The following is an 18,977-nucleotide window of genomic DNA, read 5'->3' on the forward strand; positions in this document are numbered from 1 at the left end:
ATTTTTCTAGTGAACTTCCCCATTATTTATTCCCAGCAGGTAAAAGTCTTGTTCAAATACGCAAAAATTCCGTCAAACACGCATAAATCGCAGGATTCACGCATAAGCACGGCCAAATGCGCATAAATCGTGGAAATCACGCATAAACGCTGCCAATCACGCATAAATCTCAAAATGCACGCATAAACGCTTCAACCGCCGTGAGCAATCTTCCCCATAACTGTCGCCTTCCCCGCACCCGTCGCCGCCGGCAATGAATTCGGCTTTTTGTGGATGCCCAAATAGCCAAGCAATGCAAATACGAAAGCTTCCTTCGCATCCGCATCGATTCCTAGATCGCCTGTTGTCGCGAACTCTAAGCCTTCAGGCAGCTGCGCCTTCAGGAATCCCATCAACGTCCGATTGTGCACTCCACCTCCGCTAATGATCACTTCCTTCACGTCATGCGTTTGTATATATCTTTGAATCTCTGTAGCTATCGTTTTTGCCGTCAGCATCGTTGCAGTCGCGATTTTATCGGTGGATGATCGCCCGCGCTCATCCCCTTCCGCCCAGAATGCGTCAACGAAAACGGTCCCGAATAATTCCCTTCCGGTGCTTTTCGGCGCAGATGCGGCAAAATACTCGTGACACATCAGGCAATCCAGCCATTCATCGTCAACCGTTCCGCCCTTCGCCAATTCGCCATCCTTATCGAATGATTTCTTCCCGCCGGTGTGCCGAGCAACACAAGCATCGATCACCATGTTTCCGGGACCAGTGTCATAGGCGACGATCGGCTGCTCCGATCCGAACCGCGGCAGCACTGTCAAATTGGCGATGCCGCCAACGTTCAGAAGGACGCGCCCGACCGTTTCCGATTGGAATAAAACCTGGTCCGCAAACGGTACTAATGGTGCGCCTTGCCCGCCCGCAGCCATGTCGCGAGTCCTGAAATCCCCGATGACGGTTTTACCCGTAAGCTCCGCCAGCACGCCGACATCACCGATTTGCATCGTATTCGGACGAGCATACGAACGATCGGGTTCAACCGAAGGCTCATGCCAAATCGTCTGACCGTGCGAACTGATTAGATCGATCGTTTCCAAACCGATATCCGCTTCCTGTAAAACTTTCGTAAGCGAACCTGCATAGCTTTCCCCCAGATACATATTCATAGAGGATACAAGATGCAAAGGCGCCGCCGAATCCATCAACTTATGCAGTTCCTGCTTAAGTCCATCGTCATAAGAGATTGTCGTAAAATGAATCAATTTATGCCGCAGTTGTCCTTCTTCATGCGAGAAATCGGCAATTGCGATATCGAGGCCATCCAAGGATGTCCCTGACATTAATCCACACACACGCATTGGTTTCACGGGCATACTCCTTTCCAGTATCTTTTGCAAACGCTTTCTTCAATTTTAGCCGTTCTGAAATTAAATATCAATACTAATTTATTTTTATAAAAAGAATTTTCACTCATTCAATAGTTACTGGTAACCTACCATTGATGGATGTTTTTTCTGTCAAATACGCAGCGACGACTTCAAACGCCGATTCCGTAAACTCGTATGTGCAGATCACCCGATTCGCATTCGGGAAAAACGCAGCGTCATACGGCGAACGGACCGCAATGACATCGACCGGCTTTCCGCTAGCCAATAATTCATTGACGAGTTGCCGTTGATTTTCATGCTTATCTGCATTCAACGTCAGTACGACGATATGGTCATACTCGTTCGCGAGGCCTTTTATGTCGACATCATCCGGAGTTTCCTTATCGACCTCCACCGATACAACGTTCCCGTGAATCTTTTTCAATTGCTCCGCCATCGTCAACGTCGCATATCGTTTATCCTCCACCATCATCGCGTATTCGTTTTTCGGATGGATGAGAAGTACACGGTCATCCGGTTCGATTGGAATCTCTGGACCTTTCACTTCCGTTATACCTTGTTGGTAAATCTCTTTCATTTCATCATGATGTTTCTGGGAGCCGACAAATTCAGCAACTGTGTTGTTCGAATCGATTTCTTCCCATGACGTGTACTTCCGCGCGAGTTTTTCGATCCTTTCTATAGATTCATCAATCCGCCGATCGGAAATCCGACCGCTCTCGACAGCTTCCGCCAATCGGAGTATCGCCTGCTCCTGCAGATGATGCAAATGGGACACCATGACGAAGTCCACCCCCGCCTCGACCGCCTGCACACACCCTTCCACCGTGCCGATTCTCTTCGCAATCGCGTCCATTTCCATGCAGTCCGTCGTAATGACGCCATCGAATCCAAGCTCTTCCCGGAGAAGTCCCGTCATGACCGAGTGTGATAACGTCGCCGGTACATTCTCCTTTTTCTCCAAAGCCGGAAAATAGACATGTGCACTCATGATGGCATCCGCTCCAGCCGCCATGCATTCCTTGAATGGCACGAGTTCAACAGCATGTAACCTCTCAAGTTCATGATTAATTACCGGCAAGTCAAGATGGGAATCGACGCTCGTATCGCCGTGACCCGGGAAATGCTTCAATGTCGTCATGACCCCTGCCTCCTGCATGCCAAGCATGGAATTCTTCGCCATTTCTGCAACGTCAACAGGAATTTCCCCGAAAGAACGGACGCCGATGACGGGATTTTCCGGATTATTGTTTACGTCCACGACAGGCGCCAAATTCCAGTTGATCCCGAGCGCTTTCAATTCCTTTCCGGTCATGAAGCCCGCTTTCCTTGCGTTCGTTGATTCATGTGTCGCTCCGAGCAGCATTGCTCCAGGGATAATCGTCGCCCCTTCGCCCAATCGCCTGACAACGCCATTTTCCTGATCGATGCAGATGAGCAAAGGGGTTTCATACCCGGCCTTCCTCGCTTCCGCTTGGAGGCTGTTCGTCAAGGCGAGGATTTCTTCAGGCGTGCCGATATTCCTCCCGAACAGGATGATTCCTCCAATATGATATGTGTGTATCATATGTTTAATTTCTTCCGACATCGTTATGCCTTTGAATCCGGCGATCAGTAATCGGCCAACCTTCTTTTGCAAATTCATGATGCTCCCCCTCTTAAACTCTTTTTGTCCTTAAATAGGGAATCCAGGAATATGCCCTTCCCTTCTCACATGCAGCCCCCTCGAGTTCTTCAATGTCTGCGCATACGTCGTGCGAGCCAAACAGCCGCGCATCGTTCCAAGCGCCTTATAATAATCGTAGTAACGGAAGCTCGTAGAATTCATAATGAACCAATAACAGGATAACGCCTCCAAGTAGGCGTCGAATGAATCCGTCACATCGACGTAAATATCCGGCTCATACCCGTCCATGTCTTCCCAGTTCTCACTATGGAACACGCGGCGCAAACCGTGCGGCGGCAATCCATCGAGATCGAATCCGGGCAAGGAAGCTTTCAGCCATGCATCCTGTACAATCTTTTGGCAAAGTGCATGATCGGGATGCATGCTGTTCTCCCAATGCGTAATGACGAATTCCGGCCTCTCCCGCCGGAAAATCGTTGCAACTTCTTTGACAATCTCTTCATTGAACGTCAACTCGGCATCCCTGTGCGAAAGTGTGATGCTCGTCCCGCCTAAAACAGCCGCTGCAGCCTCAGCCTCTCGGATCTTTTGTAGACGGTACTCTTCCACATCTATATGCGGCGGGGCTCCCTTCTCCCCGGCTGTTAAATGAAGGAACGTCACCCGATAACCCGCTTGTGCATATTTATGTGCGATTGCGCCGGCCTGGATTTCCCCATCCCCGCAATGCGCTCCGACTATTAAGACACTCTGCATATCAATTTCCCCCTATCAGAACAATGATGTATAGATGATATTATGTAAGCGGGGCCGCAAGCGCAGAATGGCGAGATGTCGTCCGAAATACACCCGGTTCGTCAGCAGCATGACCGTCAATTCCCTTTCCGGATCGATATAGAAGCTAGTTCCGGTGAATCCCGTATGTCCATACGTACCTTGCGATATTAAATCACCTGCCGGACTCGCCCCACCCCCTTTCAATTGCCATCCGAGACCTCTGCTTTCGTCGGTAAACGGCGTAAAATTCCGCCGTGAGACCGCAAGCCAATACGGATCTAAAATTTTCTTCCCTTCATGCATTCCGTCATTCTCAAGCATCTTCGTGAAAACAGACAAATCCTCCATCGTTGAGAACAATCCCGCATGACCGCTTATCCTGCCCATGAATTCCGTATTATCATCGTGGACGATTCCATATTTATGATCTTGCAAATGGTCGTAATACTCGGTCGGCGCATACCGCTGCCGCTCAACTGACGGTTTATATCCGGTATCTTTCATTCCCATCGGTCTGAATAAATGCCGGCTTGCGTACTCGTCAATCTTCTGCCCGGTAACCTTTTCGATAATTCCCATCAAGAGAATGAACCCAAGATCGCTATAGACGACATCTGTATCCGGTGCATATTCCAGCTTTTCCTCTACGATTTCCTTCAGTACATCAACCGCCGATAGCCTTCTTTCGAAAAATGGCCGATGTGCAGTCAGTCCTGAAGAGTGGGTGAGCAGCTGCTTGATCGTTACGCTTTCTTTCCGGTGCTTTTGAAAGGAAGGGATGAACATCGCAACCTTATCATGCAAATGGATTTCGCCCGTTTCACATATTTGTAGGATGGCGGGCAACGTCACCATCACCTTCGTCAACGAGGCCATATCGAACAGATGGCTGTTCGATATAGGAACACGGTCATCTTCCAAACTATTCGTCCCAACTGCCTCGTCTAGAACGATTTCCCCTTTATGCCGGACACGAATAACTGCACCCGGTGTCACCTGCAGGTCGATTTCCCGCTGCAAAAACGTCCGCACCATTTCTCTCATTCATTTCACACTCCCACTTTTTTCGCCATCGACTGATACTGTTTCCAAGTGGTAAATCCGAGCTTTTCATAGAATGTGATGAGCTGGGTCCAATCGATTACGATGTCCGTCACGCCCCTACTAATCAATTCATTCGCCGCCGCCTTCACTAAATCGATTCCAAAATGATTCCCGCGGATTTTTCGGTCAATCCCTAAAGGGCCGATGCCTCCCATCTCTCCGTCGCATAATGCCGACCAATAGACATTTTGCGCAATGACTGGAGACTGCGGATCATTCAGCCGGCAGAATCCTTTCAATTCACCATCCACGAAAAACCCCATGAACTCCCTTCCCGTACCGCCAATCATTTCGTAGTGAACTGCTTCATAATGCCATCTGCCTGGAAAGACGCGTTCCAAAAAATGCAGCAGCAAAGGAATGTCTTTTTTCGTCAACAGACGATAATGCTCGCTCGGGTTCATCAGCTTATAGAGCTCCCCACCGCTTACATCCTTTATCAAATCCGTTTCAACCTCGCCTGTGACGTATCCCCGCTTTTCAAACCAGCTGATTGTTGCTTTGTCTTCAAGCGGGATACCTGGGAAGTAATGCCTCGGATCACGCCCTAATCGGATTTCATCGACTCCGGCGTTAATGAGTGCCTGTTCCCCCTTTTTTAGAAGTTCCGAACCGATCCCTTCGTTACGGAACGACTTTTCGACAAGCATGAATTGAATCCATCCGACCGTCTCCGGCATCCGGACGTCAAGCTTTTCCATATACCGCTTCACTATGATGATTCCGCGCAGCTTTCCTCCCTCAACGACGGCGAGCGAGCCTTCTTGAAGCACATTCGGCTCCGTTGTTGTATTTTGGTTCCATAACGAGATGCTCATTGGAAAACGATCGCCGATTTCCTCATTCCACAGCCTGACAATATCAGAGACATGAATTTCAGATAAAGGCACGACAGTCATGGCGTCACCTTCTCTTGAAGCTGTTCATTCATCCAGTTGGCGAATCCCGGATTGATGGCCGTTTGCTTTACCGCTAATCCCGCAAGCACCGCCCCTCCGACAGGCGGTACTTGAGTCGTTTGGAAAATGGCGTTCGGAATGGAATGACGGGCCAACTCTCGGAACCGCGAGATAAACAGCTTCTCATCAGTGAAAACGCCTCCAGACAGGATGATCGCTGTCCGATGATTTTCATCGAATAAACGACGATGGCAAGCTTCGATGGAATGCATCATTTCCTTGCACGCCTTCTCTACTATCCATTTCGAAACGGCGTCATTCGTCGTGGCCTCCTGCATGACTAGGCGTGCAAGAGGCGCGACGACCGAACGCGGGTGTTCGTTTCCGTATACTTTTGCAATAATATCCGGGACGTTTTGTACAGCAAAATACTCCGTGACCCGATCCGTTAAGCTTGTGCCCCCGCCGCGATTATCAAAAGAACGGAATACCGCTTTCAACGCTTCATTCCCTAAATAAAACCCGCTTCCTTCATCATCAAATAAATAACCCCAACCGCCTGAACGGGCGATTTCGCCATCTTCATTAATGCCTAATGTGACGGCGCCAGTACCGGCAATCTGGACAATGCCAGGTCCGCCGAGCGTGCCGGAATACAGTGCATTGAACGCATCATTGCGGACGGTGACTTTCGTTCCGACGGGCAGCCCTCGAGCCAACAGAGCTGCCACTTCCGCATCGCGTCCACTTTCCCCGACACCCGCAATACCTGCAAAACAGACGGACAGTTGATCGAAAATAGTATCGTTCTGCTTTTTCAACTCTTTCATCAATCCGCTAAGCACTTCTTCGAATTCCGACTGCTGCAACGTGTTCGGATTGCTCCGTCCGGTTACCGCATGCATGTAAACGTTTCCAAGTTCATCGGCAACAATCCCCGTCGTCCTGGTGCCCCCGCCGTCAATTCCTAATACATACATTTGCTGACTACCGCCTTTTTCAATGATGAATTAATATCTAGTCTCTAAATCGATTCCCGTGTAGAAATGCTTCAAAATCACTTCATACGTATATCCTTTTTCAGCCATTCCGACTGCTCCAACTTGGGACATTCCGACGCCATGACCCCATCCCCCGCCGTCCACTTTATAACCGATTGTCTCATCAGTTTCTTCGTCGACAACAGGTTCGATTATGAACAACGTACTTAACAAAACTGCTGGCGTGCCATTCGCATTAATATATTGGAGTGCCCAGCGGATGCGGTCTTTGTATTCGTAAAACGTGCCATTTTCCGTGACGAATTCAATGACAGCCGCGCGACCTGAGCTGGAGCGTTCTGTCACATTAATTTCCAACACTCGACCGACTTCTGCATTGAAGTAGGTTCCAACTATTTGGCTGATTTCTTCTGCCGTCCATTCGAAGTGCCAACGATAATACCGGGACCAGTCCGCCTCGAAATCGCCCATTTTCACTTCACGCAAAGACTCGCCTTCGTCACTATTCTTATAAATGTCCAACGCCGGGACGTATTTCAAATCGTTCCCTTTCTGCCCGACATGCTTTGCCCTCAAATAAGGAGTCGCTTCGGCAGTCCATACATCCTCATTGTTCGCCGTAAATCCGCCGCTCGTCGAATGGAAAACTGCTGTAATGAGCTTGCCTTCATATGTGGCGACAATCCCTCTTGTTCCGTCTACAGCTTCATTGGAAATCGGATGTTCCGCTCCGAATCCGCCATAGACTTGATCGGAAGTTGTCGGCAAAAGATCATAGCCGTCCGCGCTCCGCTTGCCCATATTGGATAAAGCGTACGTACGCGCAGCAATCGCCTGTGCTTTTTGCGCTTCGACTTCCGCATAAGGAACTGGTGGAAGCTCACGCGGGACGACACCGTACAAATAATGCTCGATGCTCAATTCATTGATGCCCGCCAACGTTCCGCTACTATTGAAACCGACTTCAGCGAGACCCCGGTACGTTTGCCCGTTGATTGTGACAAACCCTGACGAAGCCACGAGTTGAACTGGATTTGAAGTTTCCTTTTCCTTTCCGTTTTTTGTCACTTTCAATTGTGTTTCGCCTTCAGCAATCGTCACCACTTTCCAAAATGCGTCACTTGCTGCCAATCCTTTGGCAACTACTTCATCTTTGAATGCGGTCCGTACTGCAAAGGATGCATCCGTCGGAAACTCTCCGAGATACAAACGCCAACCGCCGTTATAGTCTTCGACGTACGTCGGATACCCTTCGGCGTGCGCCCGTCGAAGCCAATCATCTAAATATACTTGACTCGTCGTGAATGCAACTTGCAATCGGTAATGGGTTTGAACAGTAGCTGCGGAGCCGAGTTCCACGAACACTTCTTCATCATTTCCGGTAAACAAAACCTCGCCCGTATACTTGTCAATCAATTCAAATGATCCTTGCCCGCCGACAGTCAATGAACCGACGCTCTGCACGACCCCGATGCGGATTGTCGGATCATCGCCGGTTTGTGCAGATGCTGGGTTCCCTCCTATCCCTTGAAAATATAATGTGCACGCCATCAGGGCAGCTGCCGCATACTTCAGGACTTTCATCCAATCACTCATCCTCTCTATTAATGGTATGGTATTTTCGTTGCTACCAATAGAGATTCGACGAAGCTTTGAAATTACCTTTTAAATTATTAAACTATTTTTGATATTTAATTTCAGGGTAGTTAAGGCTGATTTTAGGAATAGGACCTAAAGTAAAAAGAATGGACTTTGCGGAGCCCTACACAAAAAGACCGCCCCTTAAAATGAAGCACCCCTTTCAAAAATGCATCCATTCTCATCCCTCAACCAAAAAGGCCAAATGGATGTATCACCCATTTGGCCGCTTTTCTTTATTTCGGAGGATTATATGTGGAAATACTAACCTCTATCTCTATTATCTACTTTTATTAAGGAACTGTCATATCGCTGTAACACTTTTGTAATATCATTGCCCCTGTCTTGTAACATTGGGTCTCTACAATTGGAATAGTGATCAGCAGGACAATATAAAAATCTTAAACCATAGAGATAATGGTAGATAGGGGAATAGTGTGAAGAAAGTTGCTTTATCGTTATTCGTAGCAGGTTCATTGGCATTTGGATTTACGGCAGCAGATGCGGAGGCAAGTGCTCCTTCATCACAATCCGTATCAGCACATACAGGAACATATTCGACAGCTTACAATGTAAATATCCGTTCCGGAGCAGGAACAAACCATAAAATTGTTTTATTAGCGAAAAAAGGTACAAAAGCCACTTACGTCAGCGAAAAGAAAGTCGGCAAAGAAGTATGGTACCAAGTAAAAGTGAATGGCAAAACAGGCTGGGCACTCAGCACTTTATTGACAAAGCAATCAGTAACAGTAGCGAAAAGCAATACGAATGTCGCCCTTTCAGACAAAGTTGTAAAACGTGCAACTGGAATGACAGGCATTCCTTATCGTTTTGGCGGAACGACTACAAAAGGGTTCGACTGCAGCGGTTTCGTTCAATACGTCTATAAGCAATCCGGCAAATCGGTTGCCCGGGATACATTAGGACAATACGCGCAATCGAAAAAAGTGAGCAAGCCGCAACCGGGAGATTTGGTATTCTTCCAAAACACGTACCGTAAAGGGATTTCCCACGTCGGCATTTACGTCGGCAACAACAAGTTCGTCCATGCCGGTGGAAAGCAATCTCAAGTCGTAAGCTTGAACAATAGCTATTGGAAATCGAAATTCCACAGCTTCAAAAGATTATAATATAAGCAAAACCGCTTGCACACTAACGTGCAGGCGGTTTTTTTCGCTTTAGACAATCATTCTGTATTTCCGGGTTCCTTCCATTGAATGTGGCCAAGTTCTTAGAAACTCATTTGCACGTGACTTTCCGATCGACATGAGTGCATCTTTCTGTTCGTCCTCCATATTGAATTGTGTCGCGCTGTATTGCTCGACCGGTATAAATATGATGTCCTTTTCGTGCTTCCGAGAAATATAACGGTCGTCGTGCGCGTTCTTCATCGTGGAAAACAATGCTTCGAACAAGTTGAGTGCATTGCTGATTTCCTTGCCGCCCATCTGATCTTTCCGATGGCTCAGCTTCATGCCAATCAATGGGCGCTCCCGCCTGCCTTCCGCATCATCGAAAATCCACATCGGGAAATTGCTTAGCACCCCACCATCGACAACAATCGTTTCTCCAGTAGGTGCCTTAAAACGGACCGGTTCAAAGAAAAACGGAATAGAACAGCTCATCCGAAGCGCGCGCGCAATTGAAAACATTCCCGGCTCGATGCCGTAGTGGACGAGGTCGTCGGGCAGTACAATCATTTTTCCGTTTGTCAGATCTGACGCCACCAGTTTAAGCGATCCTTCTGGCAAATCCGCAAAATTGTAAATCCCTTTTGCCGACAGCTTTTCAAAGAACCAGTCCTCGAGGGCATTTCCTTGATAAAGACCCATGCGCAAATAGAGCAGCAGCCATTTCATGAATGGTATTGGAAGAATCATCTTTCGGGGATCGAGCAATAATTTCAAATCCTCTTCCTGCATCATCTGTTCGATTTCTTTGCCCGTATATCCTGCGGCAATGAAGCACGCGAGGATCGCCCCGGCACTCGTCCCCGCCACCCTCTTGAAACGATACCCCTTCTCCTCCAATGCCTGATACGCACCGACCAAAGCAAACCCCTTCAATCCGCCACCTGCAAATACCCCATCAATTAACACAGCATCCCTCCCATGGCGTTGTTATACTATAATGCTTAGCACCGGAATGTAGAACTGGAAGAGCAAATCGGATTTGTGCTTCGGACGCGGAACCTTTCGTTTTGAGCGCGAAACCTATCGCTTTGAGCGCGGAACGGCCCTTTCCAGTTCGGAAAGGGCCGTTTTTCATTTCATTTCAAGTATCTACGGGCGCCGGCGTAATTTGTTTTATACGTGCCTGAGTTGATGCTCACAATTTCGACTTTGCGTGATGAGTTCGGGGCGTGCACCATATTGCCGCCGCCGATATACATCGAGACGTGATACACTTTCCCTTTTCCTTTATCATGCGCGAAAAACAGGAGATCACCGGGCTGCAAGTCCTTACGTTTCACCGCGGTCCCTTGTGTTGCTTGGACGGATGAATCGCGGGGGATGAGGATGCCGTGATTTTTATAGACCGAATACATCAATCCCGAACAATCAAATCCATACGCTGATACACCCGCCCACAAATACGGCAGGCCGATATATTGCTTCGCGCTGTCGACAAGCTCCTTTTGTGTCGGCTTCGGAATGGATGCAAAGTCCTTGTAAACTTTGAATTCCTTCTTGCGGACATATTTCAAGCCGTCAGTTTTCGTCTGTACTTGCAGCCACTCCCTTTCCTCCTTCACAACTTGGAGTATCGTCGTATAGCTGATATCGATGAATTTATAGTTATCATAAAGTTTTGGTTTATTATATAAGGAAGAAATTTTCGTAGTGACGACCGCGATTTCCGAACCGCCCTCACCGGGAGAATAAGCTTTTACATGCAATTTAGGCACCCAACCCTCGTAGCCTTTCGCCTGGCCTTTATTAAACTGGTCGACCACTGCAATATAGAGCCAGTCCCCGCTCGACTTTAACACTTCAACTTCATCCCCGTATAGAGCTTGCGTATCGGTCCGACCGATCAGCCAATTCTTCTCCGCAACTGTCAGACCTTTCGTCCACTTCGCCATATCCGGCATCGCGACGATGGAAACCGCATCGATTTTACGTGTCTTATTCGGCACACGCCACACGTTCGTCACCGGAACGCTGATTGCATAGTGCACTGGAGCGGCTTTTCCGGATTGCTTGGTGCCCGATTCATCTATTACTCTAGCCGCCGACGGATCGTTGAAAGTGATGAATAAACAAAATATCATTATGAAAGCTATTATTTTCTTCTGCATGAAAATTCTCCCCCCTGCTCTACTAATAATATTCTATTCATAATTGATTGCATAGTAGGTCTTTCATTCAGGGAAGTTTCCATCCTGTCAGAATGGGTATTTAAAAGACTGTACCATCAATTATAGAGAAGGAGAGATATAACATGAATGATAAAAAATTTATCGGTATGTATCACAACGACTCGGAATTGATGACGAAAATAGATGACTTGAAAACTCAAGGAATCGATGGAGAAAATATCTATGTCATTGCGCAAGATGATTCAGATGTGACGATGTTCCAAGGAATGAAATACGGGGATGTACAGACGGCCCCGGAATCATGGTTTGACCGTTTCATGAATTTCCTGACCGGTGAAAATCATGTCCGCAGCATGTTGCATGAAGCCGGCGTCGCTGATGGCGACATGGACAATTATTATACTGAAATCCAAAATGGCGGGAAGCTACTGTATGTCGATGAAGGCGAATTAAATCGACTTCATACGAATAGTAGCGAACGATTCGGCGTTGCTGATGTTGGCGTCGATCCGAACTTAGGCGCAAACCGCGTTTCCGAGTTTGAGGAAAATGAATTGAATCGATCTCACTATGATGCAACATCTGCAGCATTCCAAGATTCCAATTTATACGAAGGATCCAATGATACTTTCGGGAGAGTCGGTGGTGAAGCGCTGCGCAGCCAGTCTGACTATGAAACACCTCCGAACAGCGCGTATGGATATACGAACAACTTAAATGAAACGAGTCAATTCGATAGGAAGATGCAAGAGGAAAAAATGCGCTTGCGTGAAGAGCGACTCAGCGTGGACAAAGAAGAGGTCGAAAGAGGCGAAGTCACACTTCACAAGGACGTCGTTGAAGAAGAACAGTCCTTCGATGTCCCTGTAATGCGTGAAGAAGTTTACGTTGAACGCCGTCCTGTCAATGAGTACGAATCGGATGTTGATGAATTCAAAATGATGCAGGATGAAGAAACGATCCGCGTCCCGATAACTGAGGAACGCTTGGAAGTGACTAAAAAGCCGTATGTTACGGAGGAAATCGTCGTTGGAAAACGACAAGTCGCAGATACAGAATCAGTAAATGAAACCATTAGACGCGAAGAAGCTCATTTTGAGCAATCAGGTGAAGTTGATGTACAAGATGAATTTGTCGATGAGCTTACGATGCGCAAGAAATGGGATGACGAACGCTTTTAAGTAAGCGGAGCAATATGGACCCGCAGAGGTGGAAATACTCTGCGGGTTTTTCTGTGTTAAAAGTGTCTAAATTTGGGGTGAGACACTTTTTCGTGTTGAGATGATGCGTAGTTACTACGTTTTCGACCGCTTGATGAAGGGATTAAATTGGCAAGGATGCTGTCTCTGCCCGATTCTCTATAATATTTTTTACCAGATGTGTAACTAATGGCTTGTTCACCTCCTTGACGTTATCAAATCCCATCTGTTTTTCAAGGGTCCTTATACTGTATTACTATAATTTCTCGACATATAGGACGTGTGCTTGGTTGTCCTTAATTAATTCTCGAAATCGAGACAATTGGAGGGGGAACCATAAAATAAGTTCAACTCGGGGACGATTCACTCGTCGCCCGAATTGAACTGTTGGTTTGCAAGTATCTGCTCATGGTTCGCATTAATCCGCTCGAGCATGTCTAGCACATCATGCAGATCATCGTATTGGTGGATCGTGAATTGGCGCATCGACATCCGGTGGTTTTGAAAGCTTTTGCGCAAGCGGAAAACGGCTTGCCCTTGTTTCCCGATCTCTTCACGTATGGCTTCCTGCCTGATTGATTCTGATCTCAACTTTTCATGAACTTCCCAAATCCTGTCCCGCAAATGAAGATAGCGGTTCCGATGGACATGCTGTTGGTTAGAAACAATATCTAATATTTTGCAACAAACTTTTTCCAACTTTTCGACCGCAGTCAAAAGCTGCGCATTGACCGCACTTTGGCTCTTGATGAATTCCATATGCGGATTCCAGACGAATCGATCTTGATTCGCCGGAAAAGCGGTCGGCTTATCACTATGATGAATCTTCGAACTATCCAAATTGCAAGCTCCTCTACCGAGTCTTTCTCCTATACTATGTCGTCAGGACCGCCTATTGTTCGCATTTTAACTTGAAAGGATTATCATATTTGTTTCCTTTTCCGCCAACAAGGGTATTTTCCGAAGACAAAGACAGTAGAGGAGGAACAATATGAATAAAACATTCATCGGATCATTCCCGAACAGCGAGCGATTGATGTCTAAAATAGTGGAGTTGAAGCATGAAGGTGTGGAGGAAGAGGATTTGTATATTGTCATGAAGGATGACTTGGCAATTGACGAACTGCGGAGCAATGCGCTGAAAGAAGGTGAGGACTCACCGTATAACCTTTTCAATCACTTCATGGGGTTTCTTGCCGGCGAACATAACGTACGTCGCTTGCTGAAGGACGCCGGTTTCTCCGACAACGAAGCGAAACGGTATTTCGATGCTGTTCAGGAAGGCGCTTTGCTGCTTTATATCAACGGGCAGCTGAAAAAAGAACACAACAATGAGCCGATTGCGGTTGAAAGACAATATGAAGGCTACAAACCGATTCCATTGGATGAAACCGAGGCAAGTCCTGATAGCTGATGCAAAAAGGGGCATCCCGGAAAGTCCATGAAATCTGACTTTCTGTGACGCCCCTTATTAGTTTCGTGAACTAGTTAATCAAACTACTAGTAAGGCTTTATCACTCGTTAATTTTTCACCGCGAATGCGTTGGAATTCAGACATCAGTTTATCAATTGTGAGTCCCTTCTTATCTTCGGCTCCCACTTCCAATATTATCTGGCCTTTATCCATCATAATCAGTCTGTTCCCGAGGTCCAGTGCCTGTTGCATATTATGTGTAATCATCAGCGTTGTTAATTGATCTTTTTCAACAAGTTGTTTTGTTAAATTTGTAATCAATTCTGCACGGGATGGGTCTAGAGCGGCTGTATGCTCATCTAGCAGCAGAATCGACGGCTGGGTGAATGTCGCCATTAGCAAAGATAGCGCCTGACGCTCTCCACCAGATAACATGCCTACTTTTGCATTCAACCTATTCTCTAAATTCAAATGCAATGTTTCAAGCGAGCTGCGGAAATATTCCCGGCGTTTTTTATCAACACCTCTCCGCAACACTCGTTTTTTATCCCGTGAATACGCCATTGCCAGGTTCTCTTCAATGGTCATCGAAGGGGCAGTACCTGCCATCGGATCTTGGAAAACCCTTCCGATCATTCGTGAACGGACATACTCCGGCAATTTTGTAACTTCTTTACCCGCAATTTCAATATTCCCGAAGTCAGGGGTAAGGGCTCCGGAAATCATATTTAACATTGTCGATTTTCCAGCACCATTGCTTCCGATTACGGTCACAAAATCACCGGATTTCAACTCGAGATTGATTTCATCTAACGCAATCTTTTCATCAGGAGTTGCTTCATTGAAGATTTTATTTATTTGTTCGAGCTTCAACAATTGCATTCCCCTCCTTGTTGAGAGAAAAATTGCGTTCGGCCAAACGTTCTTCGTGACGCCTCGCTTTTCTCGCCTTTTCACGCCGTTTTTCAAAATACTGAGGTAAAATCAAAGCGCAGATGACAATTGCTGCTGTAATTAACTTCATATCTCCTGTATCAAGAAAATCAACCCGCAGCGCAAGCGCTAGTACAATCCTATAAATGATTGCTCCTACAATAACCGCTAACGTTGTTCGCACAATTGTCTTGGTTCCAAAGATTGCTTCACCAATAATGACAGAGGCTAAACCGATGATAATCATTCCGATTCCCATGCTAATATCGGCAGACTTTGTGTATTGCGCGAATAACGCCCCTGAAAAGGCGACAAGCGCATTCGAGAAACCAAGCCCAATGATGACGAGTGTATCCGTGTTTGCTGATAAGCTCCTTATCATTTTTTTATTGTCTCCGGTTGCACGAATCGCTAGTCCCACTTCTGTTTTCAAGAACCAATCTACAATGAATTTAATGATTATAACGATGATTGCCACGATGAATAATGTTGCCCAAGTAGAAGGTAAATAGCGGACACCCATCATACTAAGTAATTGATTGAGTGCATTGTCAATGCCCAGTGGAGCTAGAAACGCTTTAAATTTACTAAATAGCGTCTCCGCATTTAACAAAGGTATATTAGGGCGACCAATAGAATTTTCAGTTGTAAGGCCCATAATGCGCAAATTAATGGAATACAAAGCAATCATCATTAAGATCCCGGCAAGCAGCGCATTAATCTTTCCTTTTGTATGCAGTAGTCCCGTTACACAGCCTGCCATGAAACCGACGATAAGTGCTACTGCCGTTGCAATGGCTGGATGATAGCCGAATAGTATCATGGTAGCAGCAACTGCAGCTCCCGAGACAAAACTTCCATCCACCGTCAGATCCGGGAAATCCAGCACTCGAAATGATAAATACACTCCGAGTGCCATGATTGCAAAGATGATTCCTTGTTCAAAAGCGCCAAAAAGTGATGCAAACATAAAGAATCATCTCCTACTTATTCACTAAATTCGACTTTCCACTCATCTTTAATGGAGAGTCCCAATGCTGTTGCTGTATCTTCGTTCATGATCAGTTTCAAGTTTTGTGGAACTTGGACAGGTAAATCAGCAGGTTTGCTTTCACCTTTTAATATTTTCGCAGCCATTTGACCCGCTTCATAGCCGATGTCATAATACTCAAATCCATATGCAGCCAAACCGCCACGTTTTACAGAGTCAAATTCTCCGACCATCATTGGTAGTTTTTGTTCATTGGCTACTTGAACGACTGATTCTAGTGCAGATACAACTGTATTATCCGTAATGATGTATAAAGAATCGACTTTGCCAATCAATGATTCTGTCGCTTGCTTTACATCTGCGGACGTAGCAACAGATGCCTCAACAACAGTCATATCCATGTCTTTCAGCATTGCTTTTACTGCATCCACTTGGGCACGGGAGTTTGCCTCTCCAGAGTTGAATACCATGCCGACCTTTTTTGCACCCAATTCCTCTTTAAGGAACTTCATTGTATTCGGAATTGCATCGGGATGATTATCAATCGTACCCGTTACGTTCCCGCCCGGACTCTCCATTGAGTCAACGAGTTCAGCGCCGACAGCATCCGTTACCGAAGTGAAAACAATCGGAATGTCTGGCGTTGCGCCTGCTACAGCTTGTGCACTGGGCGTCGAATTTGCAAAGATCAAATCAACTCCGGAACTTACGAGGTTAGTAGCAATTGTCGTATTTGCACTGTTATCTCCCTGAGCAATTTGAACATCATATTCAGCTTTAACTCCTGCATCTTCAAGCGCCTTCTTGAAGCCGTCGTATGCTGCGTTCAAGGATGGGTGTTCGACAATTTGCGTGACACCGATTTTATAGGTCTTTTCTTTTTCAGCAGTGGTCGTACTTCCCCCTGATGAGGTGCCGCATGCTGAAAGAAGCAGGGTAGCACCAAAAATCGCAGCCAACGCTTTGTTCCATTTTCTCTTCATTCTTTCTCCCCCTATTATCAATTACATCGCTATACAAGTTGAACAAACGAGTGTCTAAAACCATTTCACGCTAGACGTCTTCCAAGCGGCTGACATCCTTTGCTCCAAGGTTAACTAGACTGAATATTTCAACTTGTAAAGCTATATATTACAGAATATAATACATGATTATCCCATCATTTGAAACAGTTAAATTTTTCATTACCCTTTCAGAGCGTACACAGAGTCCATTTTATGAACAAAGCGTGCCACTCCGCCCCTCCTTCACTTTCTTGACAAATCTTGTGGTATTCTCTTGGCTGGGGCAGCATGAATCGCCTGTCCGATTAATCCTTCCACCGCTTCTAGCAGCCCTTCATTGTAGCTCGGATGTGCATACGTCGGAAATGTTATATCTTCTTCTTTCGCCGCCATCTCCAACAACTGGACAAAAGAGCCCGACATTTCAATGGCTCCATCCCCTATCATATGAATCCCCACTACGAGATCTGTCGTTGAATCAGAAATCACTTTGACAAATCCGTCTTTTTTGCCGGTGATTGCCGCATAGCCATTCCCTCCAAGTACAAATTGACTGACGCGAACATCGATTTCAAAATCACGTGCTTGTTTCTCCGTAAGACCGACGGAAGCAACTGGCGGTAGTGTATGAGCTACAATTGGCAAGAAAGTAAGATCAGCTTCCGGTTTTCCTCCGGCAATTGCTTCGGCGGCCACTTTCCCCTGTTTGATTGCCTTAACCGCAAGAAGCGGCCCTTCCGTCACATCACCAATCGCATAAATGGATGGGATTGACGATTGCATATTCCCGTCCACTTTGACGAAACCTTCAGCTGTCAATTCAATTCCGAAGCGGTTGATGCCTAACGGAGCCAGATTTGGTTTCCTTCCTTCGGAAATGAATAGATCCGACCCATGTATTGTTTCATGCACGTCCTTCCCGGTCTTACATACAATTGTAATTCCGTTATCCTGCTCAGTTACAGTAACTATATCTGCATCTTTGACGACGTTTATTTTCCTCTTTTTACAAATCCGCAACAGTTCTTTATTGACTGATTCATCAAATGGAAGGCCAGTATTTCCCGGTAGAAGAATACTGACCTTCGCTCCAAAGGCTGCATAGCTGGAAGCCACTTCAAGTGCAATTGTGTCGTGTCCTAGCACAAGTAGATGTTCCGGCACTTCTTCAAGCTCGAAGACCTCCCGGGACAGCAGAATCCGATTTCCTTTTTCCTTCAAAATAGATGGCAGGACCTGCGAACTTCCAGTTGCTATGATTGCTTGTTTAAATTCATAAATGTCGAACTGATGCCCATTTTCTACGCCGATTCTATCTACAGAGGTGAATGTAGCTTTCCCACGGATGATTTCAATTTTATTTTCCTGGCATAGACGTTCAACGCCGGCTCTGAGCCCATCGATTACCTTTGTTTTATAGGATTGCAACGTTTGTAAATTGAACGTGTCCTCGCCTTCGCCAATTCCAATCTCTCTCAAATGAACTGTTTCAGAGCGTTTCCCTGCCGCATGTGTAAAAATTTTAGACGGTATGCACCCTTCGTTCAAACAGATGCCGCCCATGCTGCTCTGTTCAACCAACGTGACGGTAAGCCCTAATTGAGCCGCTCGTATTGCGGCAGTGTAGCCACCCGGCCCGCCGCCTATAATAACGAGGTTTCTTTGTTGACTGATTTCCCCCACAACCAT

General features: G+C 46.5%; 17 protein-coding genes. 3 read left to right on the forward strand and 14 right to left on the reverse strand.

Features of this window, described 5'->3' with window-relative positions; all coding sequences use genetic code 11:
- Positions 1-191 precede the first annotated feature (191 nt).
- From OC538_RS07210 to OC538_RS07240, 7 genes are all read right to left on the reverse strand, one after another.
- Positions 192-1,349, reverse strand: a complete 1,158-nt coding sequence (locus OC538_RS07210; RefSeq protein WP_251695233.1) for an anhydro-N-acetylmuramic acid kinase — start codon at positions 1,347-1,349, stop codon at positions 192-194.
- 112 nt (positions 1,350-1,461) lie between these two features.
- Positions 1,462-3,024: a beta-N-acetylhexosaminidase gene (nagZ, locus tag OC538_RS07215; RefSeq protein ID WP_251693777.1), complete on the reverse strand. Its 1,563-nt coding sequence runs from the start codon at positions 3,022-3,024 to the stop codon at positions 1,462-1,464.
- A 30-nt stretch (positions 3,025-3,054) separates the two neighbouring features.
- Positions 3,055-3,762, reverse strand: coding sequence for a PIG-L deacetylase family protein (locus OC538_RS07220; RefSeq protein ID WP_262173968.1), 708 nt, complete (start codon positions 3,760-3,762; stop codon positions 3,055-3,057).
- A gap of 15 nt (positions 3,763-3,777) precedes the next feature.
- On the reverse strand, positions 3,778-4,827 hold the full coding sequence (locus tag OC538_RS07225) for a serine hydrolase domain-containing protein (protein ID WP_262173970.1): 1,050 nt from the start codon (positions 4,825-4,827) through the stop codon (positions 3,778-3,780).
- Between the two features lie 5 nt (positions 4,828-4,832).
- Positions 4,833-5,786, reverse strand: a complete 954-nt coding sequence (locus OC538_RS07230; RefSeq protein ID WP_262173972.1) for a GNAT family N-acetyltransferase — start codon at positions 5,784-5,786, stop codon at positions 4,833-4,835.
- Positions 5,783-6,766, reverse strand: a complete 984-nt coding sequence (locus tag OC538_RS07235; RefSeq protein WP_262173974.1) for an N-acetylglucosamine kinase — start codon at positions 6,764-6,766, stop codon at positions 5,783-5,785. The genes OC538_RS07230 and OC538_RS07235 overlap by 4 nt, the downstream gene beginning before the upstream one ends.
- A 30-nt stretch (positions 6,767-6,796) precedes the next feature.
- Positions 6,797-8,371, reverse strand: coding sequence for a SpoIID/LytB domain-containing protein (locus tag OC538_RS07240; RefSeq protein ID WP_262173975.1), 1,575 nt, complete (start codon positions 8,369-8,371; stop codon positions 6,797-6,799).
- Between the two features lie 491 nt (positions 8,372-8,862).
- On the opposite strand from OC538_RS07240, the gene OC538_RS07245 reads away from it, so the two are divergent.
- Positions 8,863-9,555 (forward strand): C40 family peptidase, encoded by a 693-nt coding sequence (locus tag OC538_RS07245; protein ID WP_251693771.1) that lies wholly within the window; start codon positions 8,863-8,865, stop codon positions 9,553-9,555.
- 48 nt (positions 9,556-9,603) lie between these two features.
- Here OC538_RS07245 and OC538_RS07250 read toward each other — a convergent pair whose 3' ends face one another.
- Both OC538_RS07250 and OC538_RS07255 read right to left on the reverse strand, forming a co-directional pair.
- Positions 9,604-10,524, reverse strand: a complete 921-nt coding sequence (locus OC538_RS07250) for a patatin-like phospholipase family protein (RefSeq protein ID WP_262173978.1) — start codon at positions 10,522-10,524, stop codon at positions 9,604-9,606.
- 170 nt (positions 10,525-10,694) lie between these two features.
- Positions 10,695-11,726, reverse strand: coding sequence for a C40 family peptidase (locus OC538_RS07255; RefSeq protein ID WP_262173979.1), 1,032 nt, complete (start codon positions 11,724-11,726; stop codon positions 10,695-10,697).
- A gap of 143 nt (positions 11,727-11,869) precedes the next feature.
- Between OC538_RS07255 and OC538_RS07260 the strand changes: the two genes are divergently transcribed.
- Entirely contained in the window at positions 11,870-12,928 is a 1,059-nt protein-coding gene (locus OC538_RS07260; RefSeq protein WP_251693768.1) for a YsnF/AvaK domain-containing protein, read from the forward strand.
- Positions 12,929-13,309: 381 nt separating this feature from the next.
- On the opposite strand, the gene OC538_RS07265 is transcribed toward OC538_RS07260, so the two are convergent.
- Complete coding sequence (locus tag OC538_RS07265) at positions 13,310-13,786, reverse strand: hypothetical protein (RefSeq protein ID WP_262173982.1); 477 nt, start codon at positions 13,784-13,786, stop codon at positions 13,310-13,312.
- Positions 13,787-13,937: 151 nt separating this feature from the next.
- Here OC538_RS07265 and OC538_RS07270 point away from each other — a divergent pair, with 151 nt between their 5' ends.
- Positions 13,938-14,360: a general stress protein gene (locus tag OC538_RS07270; protein WP_251693766.1), complete on the forward strand. Its 423-nt coding sequence runs from the start codon at positions 13,938-13,940 to the stop codon at positions 14,358-14,360.
- A gap of 78 nt (positions 14,361-14,438) precedes the next feature.
- Here OC538_RS07270 and OC538_RS07275 read toward each other — a convergent pair whose 3' ends face one another.
- The 4 genes from OC538_RS07275 to lpdA all read right to left on the reverse strand — a co-directional run bounded on the left by OC538_RS07275 (position 14,439) and on the right by lpdA (position 18,977).
- Positions 14,439-15,236: an ABC transporter ATP-binding protein gene (locus OC538_RS07275; RefSeq protein ID WP_251693765.1), complete on the reverse strand. Its 798-nt coding sequence runs from the start codon at positions 15,234-15,236 to the stop codon at positions 14,439-14,441.
- Positions 15,211-16,263: an ABC transporter permease gene (locus tag OC538_RS07280; protein WP_251693764.1), complete on the reverse strand. Its 1,053-nt coding sequence runs from the start codon at positions 16,261-16,263 to the stop codon at positions 15,211-15,213. The genes OC538_RS07275 and OC538_RS07280 overlap by 26 nt, the downstream gene beginning before the upstream one ends.
- Positions 16,264-16,280: 17 nt before the next feature.
- The gene (locus OC538_RS07285) at positions 16,281-17,267 is read right to left on the reverse strand and encodes an ABC transporter substrate-binding protein (protein ID WP_262173986.1); all 987 of its coding nucleotides are present in this window, start codon (positions 17,265-17,267) and stop codon (positions 16,281-16,283) included.
- A 264-nt stretch (positions 17,268-17,531) separates the two neighbouring features.
- Positions 17,532-18,977 carry a dihydrolipoyl dehydrogenase gene (lpdA, locus tag OC538_RS07290; RefSeq protein ID WP_262173988.1) on the reverse strand — a complete coding sequence of 482 codons (1,446 nt, stop codon included), beginning with the start codon at positions 18,975-18,977 and terminating at the stop codon, positions 17,532-17,534.

Origin of the sequence: Saccharococcus sp. Marseille-Q5394, from assembly GCF_946901335.1 — a bacterium.
GTDB lineage: Bacteria > Bacillota > Bacilli > Bacillales_A > Planococcaceae > Sporosarcina > Sporosarcina luteola_C.